Origin of the sequence: Prochlorococcus marinus str. MIT 9201 (assembly GCF_000759955.1) — a bacterium.
Taxonomy (GTDB): Bacteria; Cyanobacteriota; Cyanobacteriia; order PCC-6307; family Cyanobiaceae; genus Prochlorococcus_A; species Prochlorococcus_A marinus_G.
The window spans coordinates 23,661-39,507 of the sequence record NZ_JNAL01000009.1 but is presented as its reverse complement, the minus strand read 5'-3'; the positions used below and the strand labels follow the sequence as shown (position 1 = coordinate 39,507).

The window sequence follows — 15,847 nt, the reverse complement described above, 5'->3', positions numbered from 1 at the left end:
TATCTTAAAAAGTATTTATTGTAATTTTCTTACTACAAATTAAGAAACTGATATGTAATTAAATTTTTGCTTAAATCTAATCTTTAGTATTAATTAAACCATCCTTTTTTAATAGAGGAAATTATTTTTTCTTTTTCAGCTTTTGTTTTATTACTTGCTTTTTTGAAAGCTAAGTTGGCTTCTATAACTGTAACTATCGAGATAAAAAAAAGACCAGAGATTCCAATTATTTGTTCATTTTGAGAAGGTTCTGAATCTCCTTTTAAAAAAAAACCTAAAGCAAACCATGCAGTGCTCACAGTGATGGTAAAAAAATAAGGCATCCATCTTCTTTGATATAAGTAACCCGATCCTAAACCAGGAAGAAAATTTAAAAAAGATGCTACCCAGCCTTTTGAAGATGCAAGTATTTCGTCTTTTGAGGGATAAGACATTTATATTAGGTATTTATCAAATGTGAATTTATATAAGCAAAAGATATTGCTGCACAAATTACCCAACTAAAGGGTAAGAACATTCTTATTTTTTCTTTATTATTGTTCATTTTTTAATTATGGAAAATATTTTTAAAATCTGTGGATTTAATCGATACCTTAAAACTTGAAGAATTAAAAAAGACGGTTTTTAACCGTCTTTTAAAAAAGTAAATTCTTTAAAAATAAATTATTTATTTTTCGAAGCTGAGAGTACTTTAAGTTCTTTCTTTAATTCTTTTTCTCTCTCTTCAAGATGTTTTAGTTGAGCTTTAAACGCATCTTCCAGTTTTACTTTTTGTTTTGTAATTTCATCAAGTTCTTCTTGATGTTGGTTTTTCTTTAGCTCCTTCATTTCACTATCCGAAATAACATATACTGGGCGATATGAAGGTGTTTCAAAAAGAAGATCAAACATTGAATACATAAGTGACCTTTGAATTAGTACAAATCCAATATCTAATAATTTTTTTAAATATGAAAGGATAAATACCGAAGATATTAATACGGCAAATACACCGAATTTCGGTTTACCTAACATAACCGCACAGTATTTACCGATCAAATTTTAAGATATGTTTTAAAGTATAAGAGAGACAATTCTAAAAATCTAAATTGAGAAGAACTAAAAATGGATTTAAAAATTACTAAAACATTAGTAATACCATCCAACGAAATTAAGTGGCGATTTTCCAGATCTTCAGGGCCTGGAGGGCAGAATGTAAATAAAATTGAAAGCAGAGTAGAGATTATTTTTAATTTAGAAGATTCAAAAGTACTAAATGATTATCAGAAAGCAATTCTCAAGATTAATTTGAAAAATAAATTAGTCAAAAATAGTTTATGTTTAACGGTTCAAGAACATAGAAATCAATTACTTAATAGGCAGCTAGCCTTAATGAAATTTATTTCAATCATAAAAGATGGCTTAAATAAACCATTTAGATTTAGAAAATCTACAAAACCTACTAAAGCATCTCAAAAGAAAAGAGTTGAGTTTAAGAAAAAACGCGGCGAATTGAAAAAAAGTAGGCAAAAAGAAAAAATATATCAAGTTTGAGAAAAATAGATATTTCCCTCGCTAATCCTGAAGAAAGAATATGATTAATCTAATTTCATTTTGGTTTATTGAATTTAAATAATGATTTTTGGTTGATTGACTCCAATTTTGTAGGGGTGATGCGTTTTTATAAAAATAAAGATCATTCTGATAAATCTATTGCTTATATGTTTATTGAAGAAGGGAGCATTATGGGAATTCATGGAGAAAATCCTCCATTAATGAAAACTAGAAAAAAAATAGTTATTGAAGAAGGGAGCATTATGGGAATTCATGGAGAAAATCCTCCATTAATGAAAACTAGAAAAAAAATAGTTATTGAAGAAGCAAGATTATTATGGCAAAAATTGTTAAAGGAAGGTTGGCAACAAACCAAAAAAAAATGGTGAGAAAATTCTACAAAAACTTTTTTTAATTTCAGAAAATAAATGAACCTTTAGGGTATAGCCTGGAAATTTTTTCCTGTTGTAAATATTTCTTTTTTTTGATGTCGTTTTCATATCTTCTTAACATCATAAGATAGTTTATAACTCCAAAAATTATTAAAAACACAATAAATCTTATTCCTGCATCAAAGTTCATATAAGTATTAAGCTTTATTTTAATCTGACAATTACTAATCAAAAATCAATGGGTATTTATATCTAATAAAAAAGTCAAGTAAAAATCTTTTTTGATTTTACTGTATAAAAAATACATAACAAAATTAAAATTAAAATTGCACTAAAGCTTCCGATTGGGTTTGGAATATTTTGTTCAAAAGGCCCTGCTAAAAAAGAAGGTGTATTTTCTTTGAATTCTATTAATCCGTTATTTAATAAAAACCAAATACCTACAAGTCCTCCATGAATTCCTATACAATTCCATAAAGAACCTTTATCTCTAATTTTTACTAATGATAGAAATATCCCAAGTAAAATAAATCCCAAACGTAATACTACTATGTTCCAAAAGATCTCATTTGATAAATTATGAACTAAGCTAAAAATTATAGCTTGTAAAGCTATTGATATTTTCGTACCATATTCAAATTTTAATTCTTCTAGTAACCAGCCTCGAAAAATTACTTCCTCTGCGAATCCAACACCTAATCCCAGTACAATAGAATTTAAAAATATTTTTGGCGAGAATTCACCTATCCAAGAAATATAATTTTGTTGCCATAGTGGTACCAGAATTAGAATTATTAAAACTAAAGCAAATAAAATACCTTGAGAAAAATTGACAAAGTTGTTTAAGAATTTATCTTTTGTTATCCCAAGAAGTATCCAAGCACTTGATTTGCTTTGTTTGATATAAAACCAATATGGGAGTAAAAATATAAAAAGTAAGAAAGTAATAACAGTACCTATTAAGGATAAATTTTCTTTTTCGAAATTAAACAATAAAAGTGGCTGAGATAAAGCCCAGCCGATGCCATAAAGAATAGGAATAAAAAATATAGTGGATAAAAATCTTGGTCTTAAAAGAAAAAAACTTCTAATTAGTATCATTACATTTCTCATTTTAGTTTGAATATTAATTAACTCCAGTATTTGCTTTGTAAAATTCTAACTAATTGTTCAAAAAGTTTTAGCTTTTTCTTTTTACTATATTTTATGTTTTTTGAAAGATTAGATAAATCTTTATAAAATTGCCGAGTTATTTTATCCTCTTTATCACTTGGCCATAGTAAGTCTGAGCCCCCTTCATATTCTTCTTTATATCTTTCTTTCATCAATGTTTTTTTATATCGTAATAATTTAAATTTTACTTATTGCAAATGCTTAAAAGTGATGTTTATTAAATTTGTGTATTTATTTAAAATTTATGCTGATTAATCTTTCAACTTTAATTTTTACATTATTATCTCCATTGCTTATTTTTGCAGTAATAGTATCAGTTTACTTATTTCATTAGAAAGTATTTATCAAATGAACTTAATTAATTTAAGGGTGTATTATTCCTATTTTTTCTAATGCAAATGATAAAACTGCAATTAACGCCATTAATGTTAAGATCTTGTTCTTTTTGATGAAATCCATAATGAATATTAATAATCTATTTATTAAATTCTTGTATAGAATAATAAATAATTTCAATCATTATATCAATTACAATGGAGCCAATATATGTAGGAGATTTAATTCCCTCAATAGCTTCTTATCAGAAGATTATTGAAAAATATGAAAAAGGTATAAAAGAAGAGGAATTTTACGAAGAACCTATTGGCCGAGATTTTAATTACCCTGATTGGTAAATATGCTGACTACAAAAATTACTTTTGCCTTGGCAGATTGGATTAGAGAGTGGCGTAAGTGCCGGGATAAGAATCCTTCTATTGATGAGTGTGTAAAATTTGTTCAGTGGAAATTAGAAGATTATAAACTTTCTGATAGTGATAAAAGAATAATTGAATCTATTTTGCTTTATGAATCTGAATAATTAAAAATTATAGACTTTAATTCTTATATTTATCTATAAAAAACAAAGGATCATTAAAATCCTCTTACAAATCAAGAAAAAAGTAAATCAGCATATTTACGGATTTACTGAAAATATAAAATGGAGTAATTTATAAATGTTGAGTTCGGAGGCAATCTAAATGATTGATAGTCCGCCTGAAATTTAGCAAATTCCAAAATATAGGAAGCGTTTTCCTGAGAATGGGATTATTCGAAAATTAAAGTTCAATCAATTAGTCTGATAAGACTTCGCTTTATAATTACTAGCGACAATAGGGACTGAAATTATCGAGAGAAATCCCCGATCTCACGTATTCTAGGTTTATGAGTAAATAGACTTTAAAATATGTAATTTTTTATCCTGTAAGAAGGAAATCAAATATTAAAAAGGACTGTACAAGCAGTCCTTTTTTTGTTTAACAAATTTCTTCTAAACTAGACTTCTTTTTGGATAATATGGATTAATAAAGTGATTAAAATATTTCAAAATGAAAAATCAAGTCTTGTTTCCGCAAATTGAAGTACGTGAAAAGGGTTTTTTACAAGTAAGTGATATTCATACAATTTATTGGGAAAGATCTGGTAATCCAAATGGTAAAAAAATTCTTGTTATTCATGGAGGTCCAGGAGGAGGAAGTCAACCAAGATATAGAAGATACTTTGATCCAGATAAATTCGATATTATTCAATTTGACCAAAGAGGTTGCGGTTCTTCAACTCCTTTCTCCGAATTAAAAGAAAATACGACCAATCATTTAGTTGATGATATTGAGAAATTAAGGATTCTTTTAAAAATAGATACTTGGCATTTGTTTGGTGGATCTTGGGGCTCAACACTTTCACTTATATATGCGATTAAAAATCCCTCAAGAGTTATCAGCTTAACTTTGCGAGGAATATTTTTATGTAGAAAGTTTGAATTGTTATGGTTCTATCAATATGGTGCAAGTGAGATATTTCCCGATGAATTTGAGGAATATATTTCTGTAATACCAAAAGAAGAAAGAAATGATTTAATAAAATCTTTTTATAAATATCTAACATCTTCGGATGTAAATCTTAGATCAAAAGCAGCAGCAGCTTGGACAAAATGGGAACTCTCAACAAGTCATTTAATAAATAAAAAATTTGATTTTGATAAGTCTGAAGTTAATTCTTTTTCAGATGCCTTTGCAAGGATCGAATGTCATTATTTTATTAATAATATTTTCTTAGAAGATAATTTTATTTTGAATAATATAAAAACAATAGAATCTATACCAACAAAAATAATTCAGGGTAGGTATGACGTTGTATGTCCTTTAAGGAGTGCTTGGGATCTAAATAAAGAATTAAAGAATTCTGAATTAATTATTGTTGATGATGCCGGTCATTCAATGAGTGAAAAAGGTATTACTATCAATTTACTTGAATCTCTTAAACAGCTTTAAAAAATAATAATCTCTATTTAATTAATTGGTTAAAATAAGTTTAATTAAAACCTACTATTTAAGATCTAGAAAATATTTTTTATATCTTTTTACTATATATATTTTTTATAGAACAAAATTAAAAACTGTAAAATATATAAATTTAGACCTATTAATGTTTTATTTAAACTTGAAAATTTTAAATAATGAATAATAATTATCAACAAGTAGATGAGGCTGACAAATTAAATTCCAGAAAATTAAATTTATATCTTTCTTAGTAATTCTTTTATCACTTTTAGTAATTGTTTCTATTTTATCTTTATCTAAAGGTACAGTGCTTATTAATAATAGGGATATTTGGCTTGCAATTTTTCAAAAAGGTGAAGAAATAAATAAAACAATAATTTGGGAACTAAGATTGCCTCGATTAATAGCATCTTTACTAGTTGGATCATCTTTAGGTATGTCAGGAGCACTTTTACAAGGTATGCTTAAAAATGGCTTAGCAAGTCCATATCTGTTGGGAATTTCAGCAGGTTCAGGTTTAGTTATAGTGACATTTATAACATTTGGATTTTCACAAATATTTATACCAATAGCTTCATGGTCTGGAGCTATTTTGACTACTTTATTAGTCTTTATACTTGCCAAAAGTGCAAATAAAATATCTATAGAAAGATTGATTTTAGGAGGTGTTGCAGTAAGTAGTTTATTTGGAGCAATTCAAGCAACCTTATTACTACAATCTGAAGATGGAAGAATTCAAGCAGCTTTAACTTGGCTTATTGGAAGCTTAAATGCGAGAGGTTGGAATGAAATAAGAATTACTTGGATACCAATATTATTGGCCTTATTAATAAGTTTTCTGTTGGCAAGACAATTGAACTTGTTATCTTTAGGGGATGAATTATCAATGAGCCTTGGAAATTCTCTATTTAGATCAAGATGTATTATTGGCGCGGTTGCGACATTATTAGCGGCAAGTGCCGTTTCCATAGGTGGTTTAATTGGTTTTATAGGATTAATAGTGCCTCATTTTTCAAGATTATTGATTGGAAATGATTATAAATATGTTCTCCCTTTTTCTGCTTTAGTAGGAGGTTTAACTTTAAGTACAGCGGATTTAATTGCAAGATCTGGAGCAATTGAAGTCCCAGTTGGCATAGTTACTTCTCTTTTAGGAGCGCCAATTTTTATAATTATTCTCTACAGGAGATCATCAAAAAATATCGGTATGAATTAATGGTATTAATATTAAAAGATTTCTCCACTGGATATTGGAAAAATGAAGTTATCAAAAAAATAAATTTTGAGCTAAGACAAAATGAATGGATTGGAATAATTGGAGCTAATGGTTCGGGTAAATCTACTTTATTAAAGGGAGTTTTAAAATTTATTCCTACCCTAAATGGAGATGTTTTTTTTGCAGATAATCCTATAAAAAATTTCTCAAGAAATAAACTTTCCAAAAAAATAGCTTACCTGCCTCAGAAATTAAATAATAATTTAAATATTACTGTTAAGGATCTTATATCTCTTGGAAGATCACCCTATAAAAACTTTTGGAATTTTGATTTAAGTCAAGAAGATTTAAAAATTATTGATGAAACAATTCAAATTATGGATCTTGATGAATTAAAAAATAAATTTATAAATGAATTATCAGGAGGGCAATCTCAAAGAGCTTTTTTAGCTATGACAATTGCTCAAAATACAAATATTCTTTTACTGGATGAACCCACAACTTTTTTAGATATAAATTATCAAATTAAGTTCTTAGAATCACTAAAAAATCTCATACAAATAAAAAAGCTTTCCATAATCACAGTTCTTCATGACGTTAATTTGGCAGCAAGATTTTGTGATCGCATAGCTATTTTAAAAGAAGGAAAATTAATAGATATAAATACTCCTGAAAAAGTTATCAATAAAATAAATTTTATGAAAGGATTCGAAATTGACTCTCATATTATTGATACTCCTGTGGGCATACAAATATTTCCTGTTAGTAAAATACGAAATTGATTTTCATAAAAAAAATTGAATTGAAAGCAACATTACAATTGATACATTTTTGTATTTAAGAATTATCTTTTCAATAAGACATTTATGAAAAATGTATTATCTAATACTTAAAATTATAAATAACTTTACAAGTTTTTAATGCGTAATTATTGAAAAAAAATAATACTAAAAATATTAATCCTATGTGTGAGGAAATTTGAAACTTTTTCGTAAACTACTGCTTTCATCAGTAGCAGCAACTTTTGTAGTTCCAGTATTAGCTCAAGATACTTTAAAAATAACTGTTTCAGGAACGCGTAATGAGAGACTTTTAAAAGATTATCCTGGCTCAATATCAGTACTTGACTATGAAGATATTAAAAATTCAAATTCATCAAATTGGAGAGGGCTTTTTAAATATGATGCATCAATCAATTCTCAATCATTTGTAAGGAGTGATAATTCAAGGAGTTATGCTAAAGGGGATTCAGGGAATATAAATATTAGAGGTGTCCAAGGTAATCGAATTCTTACCCAAGTTGATGGGATAACAATACCAAGATTTAATTATGGCTCTGGAACTTTTAGTGCAAGTAGACTTAATTTTATAGATTTCAATAGCTTAGGTAAAATTGAAGTTATTAAAGGAGCCGGCTCTGCACTTTATGGAAGTGATGCCCTTGGAGGGGTGGTTTCATTAAGATCAATTAGACCAGATGATATTCTTCAAGAAGGTGAAGAAAAAGTAGTAGATTTAGGAATAAATTATAACGGTACTAATAACTCTTATACACCAACTATTAAAACTGCTTTCAAGGAGGGAAATAATGAGTTTTTAATTTCTGGAAGTTTTAGTAGATTTGAAGAACTACAAAGGAATACTGATGATATTTATATAAATGATATAGATGGAGAAGCTGATTCTTATATGGCTCATTACGTTAAAAAATTTGGGAATAATAGTGAATTTAATCTTATCTTAAATTCAATTAATAAAAATACAGATTCTATATATACAGGGTATAACTCTACAGATGATTACACTGGAACAAATGATTTAACAGATTCAAAAAGAATAGCATTATCTACTGGATTGGATTGGAATTCCGAAAGTGACTCGACTTTTGATCGAATTAAAATTCAAGGTTTTGTTAATACAATGCAGTATGAAAATGAATATCAAGTTAGAAATACAGCAGATGCTAGTGATGATGAAAACACCTTCGATGATTTAAATCAGGATTCTTATGGGCTAAATTTGCAGTTAACAAATGATATAAAAGGGGAAAAATTTGATCATAAGATTACTTATGGTTTTGAAGGCTCTAAATTAGATGGTTCACGGTTAAGAACTAAAGTTGAAATTGAAGCTGACACAACAGAAAAATATAAATCCAATCCTGATAGTGAGACTACAAAAGTCGGATTTTATGTCCAAGATGAAATATCAACAGATAAGTGGGATTTCATCCTAGGATTAAGATATGACCACGTCGATATTGATGCAGTCTCTGATGAAGCATGGTTTGCCACTGATGAAGTAACAAATAATGCTGGCGAATCAGGACTTAATAAGGATGTAGTTGGAGAACCACATGATTTCAATGATGGACATCTTGCTCCAAGTATTAAAGCTCTTTATAGAATTAATGAGAATACAAACGTATATGCGAAATATGATAGAGGTTTTAGGGCTCCTACATGGGATGAAACTAATAGTAGTAGGATTGGTGTTTATCCTATAACGTTCCATGAAATTTTTGGATTCCCAACAGCTTATTTTGGTTACGTAACAACTGGTAATCCAGATTTAAAAGCTGAAACTAGTGATAATTATGAAATTGGTTTAAAAACGAATTCTTCTAAATCTGATCTAAGTCTTGCCGCTTTCTATAGCAAATATAATGATTTCTTAGATAAAAGTGCTAGAGATGGCACAACAACAATAACTGGTCCATTAGGTTCAATCTTTGGAGTTCCAGTAATTAGAACTGCAAATGTTGACGATGTAAATATATGGGGTCTTGAATTAAATAATGTTTATTACTTTAATGATCGCTATCAAGGATTGAGTATTGGAAATTCTATTTCTTATCAGAAGGGTGAAAATGAAACCGAGGATGAACCACTTCATACTATTCAACCATTCACGATAATAAATAATATAAGTTATGTTTTTCCTAATCAAAAGCTTTCAGCAAATCTTATAAATACATATGTTGGACAGCCAACTAAGCGATCAGATTATACTGATTATGTTCCTGAAAGTTATGTAACAACTGATTTAGGCTTAGGTTATAAATTTTCTGATAACTTTACATCTAATTTAGGAATTTATAATTTATTCGATAAAACTTATTATAAATGGTCTGATATAAATGCTAATGGAGGATCTGGTACAGACGATTTAGCATATCAAAGATATGCACAACCAGGTAGAAGTATTCAAGCAGGTTTTACTTGGAAATTCTAATTTAAATAAATAAGTAGTATTAATGATTTCTAAAAAATTAACTAAAAAAACTTTTATTAGTTTAATTTTATTTTTATCTTTTTCTTTTAATTCAGAAGCTAAACCTAATAGATATAATAAAAAAATACGCATTGTTGCTTTAACATCTCTTACCGCTGATCTTATCAATACAATCTCAAAAGATTCATTGATAGGCGTTCCTGGATCATCTATTTTAAAAAAAAATAAGGAATTTGATTCTATACCAATAGTCTCATCTGGTAGGATGCCTCCTGATTTGGAAAAGATAATAAGCCTCAAGCCTGATCTTGTTATTGGAGCTAAAGGATTTCATGATAGGCCTCTTTTAAAACTTAATAGTCTAGGCATTAATACCTTATCGACATCTGTTACTAGCCTCAATGATCTTGATATTTTATATAAACAAATTGCTTCAAAATTAAAAACTCAAACAAAATCAATAGAAGATGTACTGCAAAATTGTTACTCGAATAAAAAAAATAAAAACAAAAATAAAAATAAAAATCTTGTAGTATTAGTTAGTTCAAAACCGATTCTTTCTCCAAATAAAAATAGCTGGGCAGGTAATTTAATTTCATCTTTTAAATTAAATAATTTAGCTTCAGAGATCTCAAACAAATCAGAATTTAAGGGTTATGTTAATCTAAGCCCAGAATGGCTTTTGAAATCACAACCTGAAAATATTCTGGTAATTAAAACTCCTGGAAGTAACTTATCAGAATATAATTCTATGAATATTTGGAAAAAACTTGATGCGGTAAAAAATGATAAAGTATTTACCTTTGAATATTACGGTTTAATAAATGCAGGAGGAATAAAGGCAATAAATAAAGCTTGCCAAAAGCTTGCTTCAATTTAACTTTAAAGTGTATTCAATATTTAAATTAGTTTCTTTAGTTAGTGGATAAAAACTTGAATTTAACGCAGCATAAACTCCAGCATTATCAAGGATTCTATAACCTGTAGATTCTTTTATAATGACCTTTTTTACTAATCCATTTTTTTGGATTAATATTTTTAGTTTAAGAACACCCTCATATCCCCTTTTAATTGCTAATTTGGGATAATTAGGCTCTAAGCAATTTAGACAAGTAACTTTTTGGAGACCCTCTCCCTGAATGCTGCCAGATTCAAATGCATTCTCATTAGTTCCCTTTTCTATTCCTCTTTTTTTATTCTCTTCTTCTAATTGTCTTTGTTGGGAAGCGGTTTTTTTTAATAATGGTTCTTCAAGTTGATTGTTTTTTTTCTTCACTTTAAAGTTATTAATTTTTTCATCTTCTATATTTTTATCTAATTTAGTCTGTATTTTTTTTTGGAACTTTTTATCTCTATGAGAAAAATTTTTCTTTGATTCATTAATAGAGTCCCCCTTAGTAATAGGAGATTTAATATCTAAAATTTCTATGGGTATATATTTGTCCCCTACTAATTTATCTTCTTTATCTGGGAAAAGGGTGAACAAAAAAAAGTGAAGAGTTAAAGATAAAATTAAACTCGTAATTAAATTCTTATCTTTAAATACACTCAAAAGTATAGAATCAATTTTCATTGAATTATTTAATGAAATTTGTGAAATTAAGAACTATTATGAACTTAATTTTAAACTTAAATTGATTAGTTTATTTAAATCCGGAGGGGTAGTTATGTGGCCCCTACTATTATTCTCCATATTATCTGTTTCTTGTATAATTGAAAGATTAATTTTTTGGAATAAAGTTAATAATTATAAAAAAATAAGTAATGAATTTTTGGTTAATCAATTTACAGATATTGCTTATCTGAAATCTCTTAGTAATAAAAATATTGGTTATGATCCTTATAAAAAATTATTATTTAAAATAAAGGATTTTGATTTAAGTAATCAAAGAAATCTTTCTATAGCTTTATCAATATCAATACAATCTATACAGTATGAGTTTGAAAAGTTTAATAATTTTTTCGCTACAACTATCTCTATAGCCCCTCTATTAGGATTATTAGGGACCGTTTTTGGATTAATTAATTCATTTTCCTTTATTGAACTTGGTAATGCAGGTTTAAATGCTGATGAAGTAACTGGAGGTATAAGCGAAGCTCTTGTTTCTACTGCAGCTGGCCTAATTATTGCTATCTTTACGCTAATTTTTTCAAATTATTTTAAATCTATAAAAATAAAAAAAATTAAATTGTTAAATGAATTTTGTGGAAGATTTGAGTCTTTTTTTGCACTTAAAAACTTTAATTGATGTCAATGTATTTTAAAAAGGAAAATGAAACTGAAAACTTAATTAATATTTTGCCAATGATAGATATAATTTTTGCAATACTATCATTTTTTATAATTTCTAGTTTATATCTTACAAAAGTAGACTCCATAAAAGTAAATCTTCCAAAATCATCTTCTGCAGAAAGTGTGCAAAATAAAATTCAAATAATCACAGTTGATAAAAATGAAAAAATTTATTTTCAATCTAATGAAATTTCATCTAAAAATATTTATTTATCAATTCAAAAATATATAGAAAAAATGGAAAATCCATTAGTCATATTAAGAGCAGATGATTCCTTAAATTATGGATTTATTATAAATATTCTTGATGAATTAAGAAAGATAGAAAATCTTAGGATAGGAATAGAAACAGATAATGAATAATTAAAATATTTCAATTTTGGAAATTTTTTAAGGAAGATAAAAGTGAAATACTAAAGATTTAAAGACCATTATCCTCAATATTTTGTGCAATGCTTCGTAGTAATTCTACAATGTCTGAATCATTGCATTCAGTATCTTCTTTTAGCAAAATACATTCATCTCTAATACTTACATTTGTACTCCACCAAATTCCTGAACTATTGGTATCATCCCAATCAAACCTATTTGTCATAGCTAATTAATACTGATTTCAGCCTCTTCATTTACTTTAGTTGAATCTTTGAGTTCTTCTTTAGGTTCTTCTGGCCAGGCGACATCAAATCTCGCAATTTCTTCGGTCGCAAAACCCTCAGGATGACGAGTACAAATTTTCTTTCTCCTTACAAAAATATGATCAACTCTTTTTTCTTCATCTGGAGTAACTAACCTTTCTAGTTCTATTACTTCTGTGAAAGGAGTTGACTTTAGCTCTTTAGTAGGTTTTGGCATGGTTTTAACTTAATAAATCTACGTTAAAGCTTAGATAACTAGAATGTGGATTTTTAAATGGATTTTCTAAAACAATTAAAATTTATATTCCTAAATTTAATTCATATTGGATTTGTTTTTTGTGATTTCTTTTTTTAGGTCTTTTATTTATTACTGTTTTTTTCCTTGAGCCATGCTTTAAATAGATTTTTTTTGATATATCCCAGTAGCCTTTTTTTTGTGTGATTTCTTGAATTTTGTCCCTAGCTTCTTTAGTTGTTTTAGAAATATTAACTATTGGTTTAATGTATTCTAATTTTGAGTATTCTTCATTATTAAATTTGCTTAGTAGCCAAGGCTCATGAATAAAAGTATCAGTTAAGTTTTTTAATTCTGGTACCCATTTTTTTATAAATTCACCCTTAGGGTCATGATCTTTTCCCTGCTTAATAGGATTGTAAATTCTATTGGTATTTATGGATGTTGTTCCAGACTGCATTTGGCATTGATTCCAATGTATCCCGGGCTCATAATCTATGAATTTTTTTGCTAATTCTGATCCTGAATCTTGCCAAGGTAACCACAAATTATAACTTGCAAAAGACATGATCATTGCGCGCATTCTAAAGTTAATCCATCCATTAAAGTTTAATGAACGCATACAAGCATCTATAAAAGGAAAACCAGTATTGCCTTGACTCCATAAAAAAAGTAATTCACTTTTACTAGTTCTAATGTTTTGAAAATAAGGGTGGAAATCTTGGAATTCTAATTCTGGTTCGCTTTCAAGTTTCTGAATAAAATGACAATGCCAAGTTAATCTACTCTTCAACATTCTTGAATTGTTATTTTTATATAAACTTGTTTGATAAAAAATCTCTTTTAAGGAAATACATCCCCAACTAATATAAGGAGATAATCTTGAGCAGCTATCAAAAGATTTTTCTGGGCTTGAAATATCTTTTGAATATGAATTTAATTTTTCTTTAAAAAAATATTCCATTCTTTCAAGGCCTTTTTTTCTTCCTCCTTTTAATCTTCCTTTACATTCATCCTTTTTAAAAGAAAATATTTTTTCATCGGGTATTTCCCCAGCATCAAAATCAATTGGATTAATTTTTAATGGGCCTTTAATTAATTCCCTGGATGTATTTTTTGCCCATTTCTTTGACCAATCATCCCTATTTATATTTCCTCTAAATACAGAAAACTGTAAATATTCTCTCCAAATTATTTTTTGATTTGAAGCCCATAATTTAACCTCTTGATCTCTTTTATAAGTAAGCCAATCTCCAGTTTCTTGATGGCTATATATACCTTTTATATTAAATTTGGAACTAATTTCTTCAAAGATTTCAATTACTTTTCCTGTTCTTATTACTAGTGGTTGACCTTTTTCTTTAAGTGAATTTCTTAAATCTAATACACTTTCCTTGCAAAATTGCCATTGCCTTCTTGAATGAGTTTTTTGATTCCATAAATCAATTTCAAATATGTATATGGGAAGGATGTTATTATTTTTTAAAGATTCGTAAAGTGCTTCGTTATCATCTATTCTTAGATCCTTTTTGAACCATAAAATATTTATATCCTTCATTGATTTTTTTGTTTTATACTAAAAAACAAATTTTTAATTTGTACATAAATTCATTAAATAACTAATTATTTTCAAATAATTTCAGAAAATCTTTATTTTTCATTTCAGGAAAACTTTTATCTTTAATTGAATTTATAACTTTTGAATAATATCTATATTTAGTTTGGTAATTACACATTAATAAGATAATCCTCCAATTTTTCAAATAAAATCTTCTTATTAATTCATCAAACTTTTTTTTATCAGTTTTCTCTAATTGCTTCTTATTAGATAAATATTTTTTTTCAATCCATTCAAATATATGTTTCATTTTCCCATTAATTTTTCCATTTTTTATCCATTTATTTATGTATAGTTCATCTCCTTCTTCCAATAAAAAGCATTTTTCTGGGGTAGGAAGAACATCATTGTGGAATTTTTCTACGAAATTGTCAATTAGTTTCATTTAATTTTTTATTAGTTTCAAGTTCACGAATAAACATAAATGCCCCAAATGAAAAAGCAAGCGAAATAATAAATGTTAGCGGGAAATAAATACCCCACAAACGTAATTTTAATCTCCTCCCTTCAGCAGCATAAAAAACAAAAATAGCTATCAAAAGAACCGCTGTATCAGCGGATATAAATCCTGATGTAGGAGTTATCCATGCATCATCAAAAAAGGCGTTTCCTATATCTATAGCGGATCCTTGTATGTTTCCATTTCTAACTAGATTAATAAACTGAATAATAAAATAAAATGGCCATACAATTCCCGCTAAGGCAGTAGTTCCGTAAATGGCAAGCCTGATCTTAGACCACATAGTTTTTTATATACATATAGCTAATATTGAAATCTTTTGATGTATAAAATAATATAAATTTTTTAAGAAAAATTTACTCAATGCATATTTATAAAACTAATGCATTGATTTTGAGATATTTGATATTTAAAAGTATTCAAAATAATCCATATATATGTGCAAATTTACTCTGTTATTGATAATTATTTTTTGCTTTTGGGTTTAATTAATCACATCTAGAGTTTTCCTAATCAGCTATAAATAAATAAAGATTAAATTACTATGACTCAATATCTTTATGTTGATTTTATTTTAAGTTTTGTAGGGATTTGTTTATATTTTTTAGGTTTAAAAAAAGTTTTATTCAATGACTCCAAAAAATTATCAGGATTAAAATAAAATGGATAAAAAAATAATGCTATTTAATATTGGAATTTAATAAATTTCTATTTTCAAGTTTTAAGGATTGATACCAGAT

General features: G+C 27.3%; 21 protein-coding genes. 11 read left to right on the top strand and 10 right to left on the bottom strand.

The genetic code is table 11. The annotated features are described in order from the left end of the window. Nucleotides 1-89: 89 nt before the first annotated feature. Both EU95_RS05640 and EU95_RS0108840 read right to left on the bottom strand, forming a co-directional pair. Nucleotides 90-434, bottom strand: coding sequence for a hypothetical protein (locus EU95_RS05640; protein ID WP_032521898.1), 345 nt, complete (start codon nucleotides 432-434; stop codon nucleotides 90-92). A 229-nt stretch (nucleotides 435-663) separates the two neighbouring features. After that, nucleotides 664-1,014: a hypothetical protein gene (locus tag EU95_RS0108840; RefSeq protein ID WP_241466717.1), complete on the bottom strand. Its 351-nt coding sequence runs from the start codon at nucleotides 1,012-1,014 to the stop codon at nucleotides 664-666. 90 nt (nucleotides 1,015-1,104) lie between these two features. Between EU95_RS0108840 and arfB the strand changes: the two genes are divergently transcribed. Together arfB and EU95_RS05650 are read left to right on the top strand one after the other, a co-directional pair. Then, nucleotides 1,105-1,533 carry an alternative ribosome rescue aminoacyl-tRNA hydrolase ArfB gene (gene arfB / locus EU95_RS05645; protein WP_032521897.1) on the top strand — a complete coding sequence of 143 codons (429 nt, stop codon included), beginning with the start codon at nucleotides 1,105-1,107 and terminating at the stop codon, nucleotides 1,531-1,533. A 68-nt stretch (nucleotides 1,534-1,601) separates the two neighbouring features. Further along, nucleotides 1,602-1,922, top strand: coding sequence for a DUF1651 domain-containing protein (locus tag EU95_RS05650; RefSeq protein WP_032521895.1), 321 nt, complete (start codon nucleotides 1,602-1,604; stop codon nucleotides 1,920-1,922). A gap of 267 nt (nucleotides 1,923-2,189) precedes the next feature. Here EU95_RS05650 and EU95_RS05655 read toward each other — a convergent pair whose 3' ends face one another. Both EU95_RS05655 and EU95_RS05660 read right to left on the bottom strand, forming a co-directional pair. Further along, nucleotides 2,190-3,026 carry a CPBP family intramembrane glutamic endopeptidase gene (locus tag EU95_RS05655; RefSeq protein ID WP_241466716.1) on the bottom strand — a complete coding sequence of 279 codons (837 nt, stop codon included), beginning with the start codon at nucleotides 3,024-3,026 and terminating at the stop codon, nucleotides 2,190-2,192. Nucleotides 3,027-3,055: 29 nt separating this feature from the next. Next, nucleotides 3,056-3,250 (bottom strand): hypothetical protein, encoded by a 195-nt coding sequence (locus EU95_RS05660; protein WP_241466715.1) that lies wholly within the window; start codon nucleotides 3,248-3,250, stop codon nucleotides 3,056-3,058. A 381-nt stretch (nucleotides 3,251-3,631) separates the two neighbouring features. Between EU95_RS05660 and EU95_RS09850 the strand changes: the two genes are divergently transcribed. The 7 genes from EU95_RS09850 to EU95_RS05690 all read left to right on the top strand — a co-directional run bounded on the left by EU95_RS09850 (nucleotide 3,632) and on the right by EU95_RS05690 (nucleotide 10,746). After that, the gene (locus EU95_RS09850; protein WP_193742458.1) at nucleotides 3,632-3,772 is read left to right on the top strand and encodes a hypothetical protein; all 141 of its coding nucleotides are present in this window, start codon (nucleotides 3,632-3,634) and stop codon (nucleotides 3,770-3,772) included. Nucleotides 3,773-3,774: 2 nt separating this feature from the next. After that, nucleotides 3,775-3,957: a hypothetical protein gene (locus EU95_RS05665; protein ID WP_025887448.1), complete on the top strand. Its 183-nt coding sequence runs from the start codon at nucleotides 3,775-3,777 to the stop codon at nucleotides 3,955-3,957. A 508-nt stretch (nucleotides 3,958-4,465) separates the two neighbouring features. Then, on the top strand, nucleotides 4,466-5,407 hold the full coding sequence (pip, locus tag EU95_RS05670) for a prolyl aminopeptidase (protein ID WP_032521892.1): 942 nt from the start codon (nucleotides 4,466-4,468) through the stop codon (nucleotides 5,405-5,407). Between the two features lie 223 nt (nucleotides 5,408-5,630). Continuing rightward, complete coding sequence (locus EU95_RS05675; protein WP_342665518.1) at nucleotides 5,631-6,632, top strand: iron ABC transporter permease; 1,002 nt, start codon at nucleotides 5,631-5,633, stop codon at nucleotides 6,630-6,632. Then, complete coding sequence (locus tag EU95_RS05680) at nucleotides 6,632-7,414, top strand: ABC transporter ATP-binding protein (RefSeq protein WP_032521890.1); 783 nt, start codon at nucleotides 6,632-6,634, stop codon at nucleotides 7,412-7,414. The genes EU95_RS05675 and EU95_RS05680 overlap by 1 nt, the downstream gene beginning before the upstream one ends. Nucleotides 7,415-7,610: 196 nt before the next feature. Continuing rightward, nucleotides 7,611-9,866: a TonB-dependent receptor domain-containing protein gene (locus EU95_RS05685; protein ID WP_032521889.1), complete on the top strand. Its 2,256-nt coding sequence runs from the start codon at nucleotides 7,611-7,613 to the stop codon at nucleotides 9,864-9,866. A 22-nt stretch (nucleotides 9,867-9,888) separates the two neighbouring features. Next, nucleotides 9,889-10,746 (top strand): ABC transporter substrate-binding protein, encoded by an 858-nt coding sequence (locus tag EU95_RS05690; protein ID WP_032521888.1) that lies wholly within the window; start codon nucleotides 9,889-9,891, stop codon nucleotides 10,744-10,746. Here EU95_RS05690 and EU95_RS05695 read toward each other — a convergent pair. Then, entirely contained in the window at nucleotides 10,738-11,439 is a 702-nt protein-coding gene (locus tag EU95_RS05695) for an energy transducer TonB (protein WP_032521887.1), read from the bottom strand. The two genes, EU95_RS05690 and EU95_RS05695, sit on opposite strands and share 9 nt — an antisense overlap. A 94-nt stretch (nucleotides 11,440-11,533) precedes the next feature. On the opposite strand from EU95_RS05695, the gene EU95_RS05700 reads away from it, so the two are divergent. Next, the gene (locus EU95_RS05700) at nucleotides 11,534-12,115 is read left to right on the top strand and encodes a MotA/TolQ/ExbB proton channel family protein (protein ID WP_072014833.1); all 582 of its coding nucleotides are present in this window, start codon (nucleotides 11,534-11,536) and stop codon (nucleotides 12,113-12,115) included. Then, on the top strand, nucleotides 12,115-12,522 hold the full coding sequence (locus tag EU95_RS05705; protein ID WP_241466713.1) for an ExbD/TolR family protein: 408 nt from the start codon (nucleotides 12,115-12,117) through the stop codon (nucleotides 12,520-12,522). The genes EU95_RS05700 and EU95_RS05705 overlap by 1 nt, the downstream gene beginning before the upstream one ends. 58 nt (nucleotides 12,523-12,580) lie before the next feature. Here EU95_RS05705 and EU95_RS09845 read toward each other — a convergent pair whose 3' ends face one another. The 5 genes from EU95_RS09845 to EU95_RS05725 all read right to left on the bottom strand — a co-directional run bounded on the left by EU95_RS09845 (nucleotide 12,581) and on the right by EU95_RS05725 (nucleotide 15,390). Next, nucleotides 12,581-12,754, bottom strand: coding sequence for a hypothetical protein (locus EU95_RS09845; RefSeq protein ID WP_193742457.1), 174 nt, complete (start codon nucleotides 12,752-12,754; stop codon nucleotides 12,581-12,583). A gap of 2 nt (nucleotides 12,755-12,756) precedes the next feature. Further along, complete coding sequence (locus EU95_RS05710; protein ID WP_032521885.1) at nucleotides 12,757-13,011, bottom strand: hypothetical protein; 255 nt, start codon at nucleotides 13,009-13,011, stop codon at nucleotides 12,757-12,759. An 82-nt stretch (nucleotides 13,012-13,093) separates the two neighbouring features. Continuing rightward, nucleotides 13,094-14,587, bottom strand: a complete 1,494-nt coding sequence (locus tag EU95_RS05715; RefSeq protein WP_032521884.1) for an FAD-binding domain-containing protein — start codon at nucleotides 14,585-14,587, stop codon at nucleotides 13,094-13,096. Between the two features lie 61 nt (nucleotides 14,588-14,648). Next, complete coding sequence (locus EU95_RS05720; protein WP_032521883.1) at nucleotides 14,649-15,032, bottom strand: hypothetical protein; 384 nt, start codon at nucleotides 15,030-15,032, stop codon at nucleotides 14,649-14,651. Continuing rightward, the gene (locus EU95_RS05725) at nucleotides 15,019-15,390 is read right to left on the bottom strand and encodes a DUF2834 domain-containing protein (protein WP_032521882.1); all 372 of its coding nucleotides are present in this window, start codon (nucleotides 15,388-15,390) and stop codon (nucleotides 15,019-15,021) included. Before EU95_RS05725 ends, EU95_RS05720 begins: the two co-directional genes overlap by 14 nt. Nucleotides 15,391-15,847 lie beyond the last annotated feature (457 nt).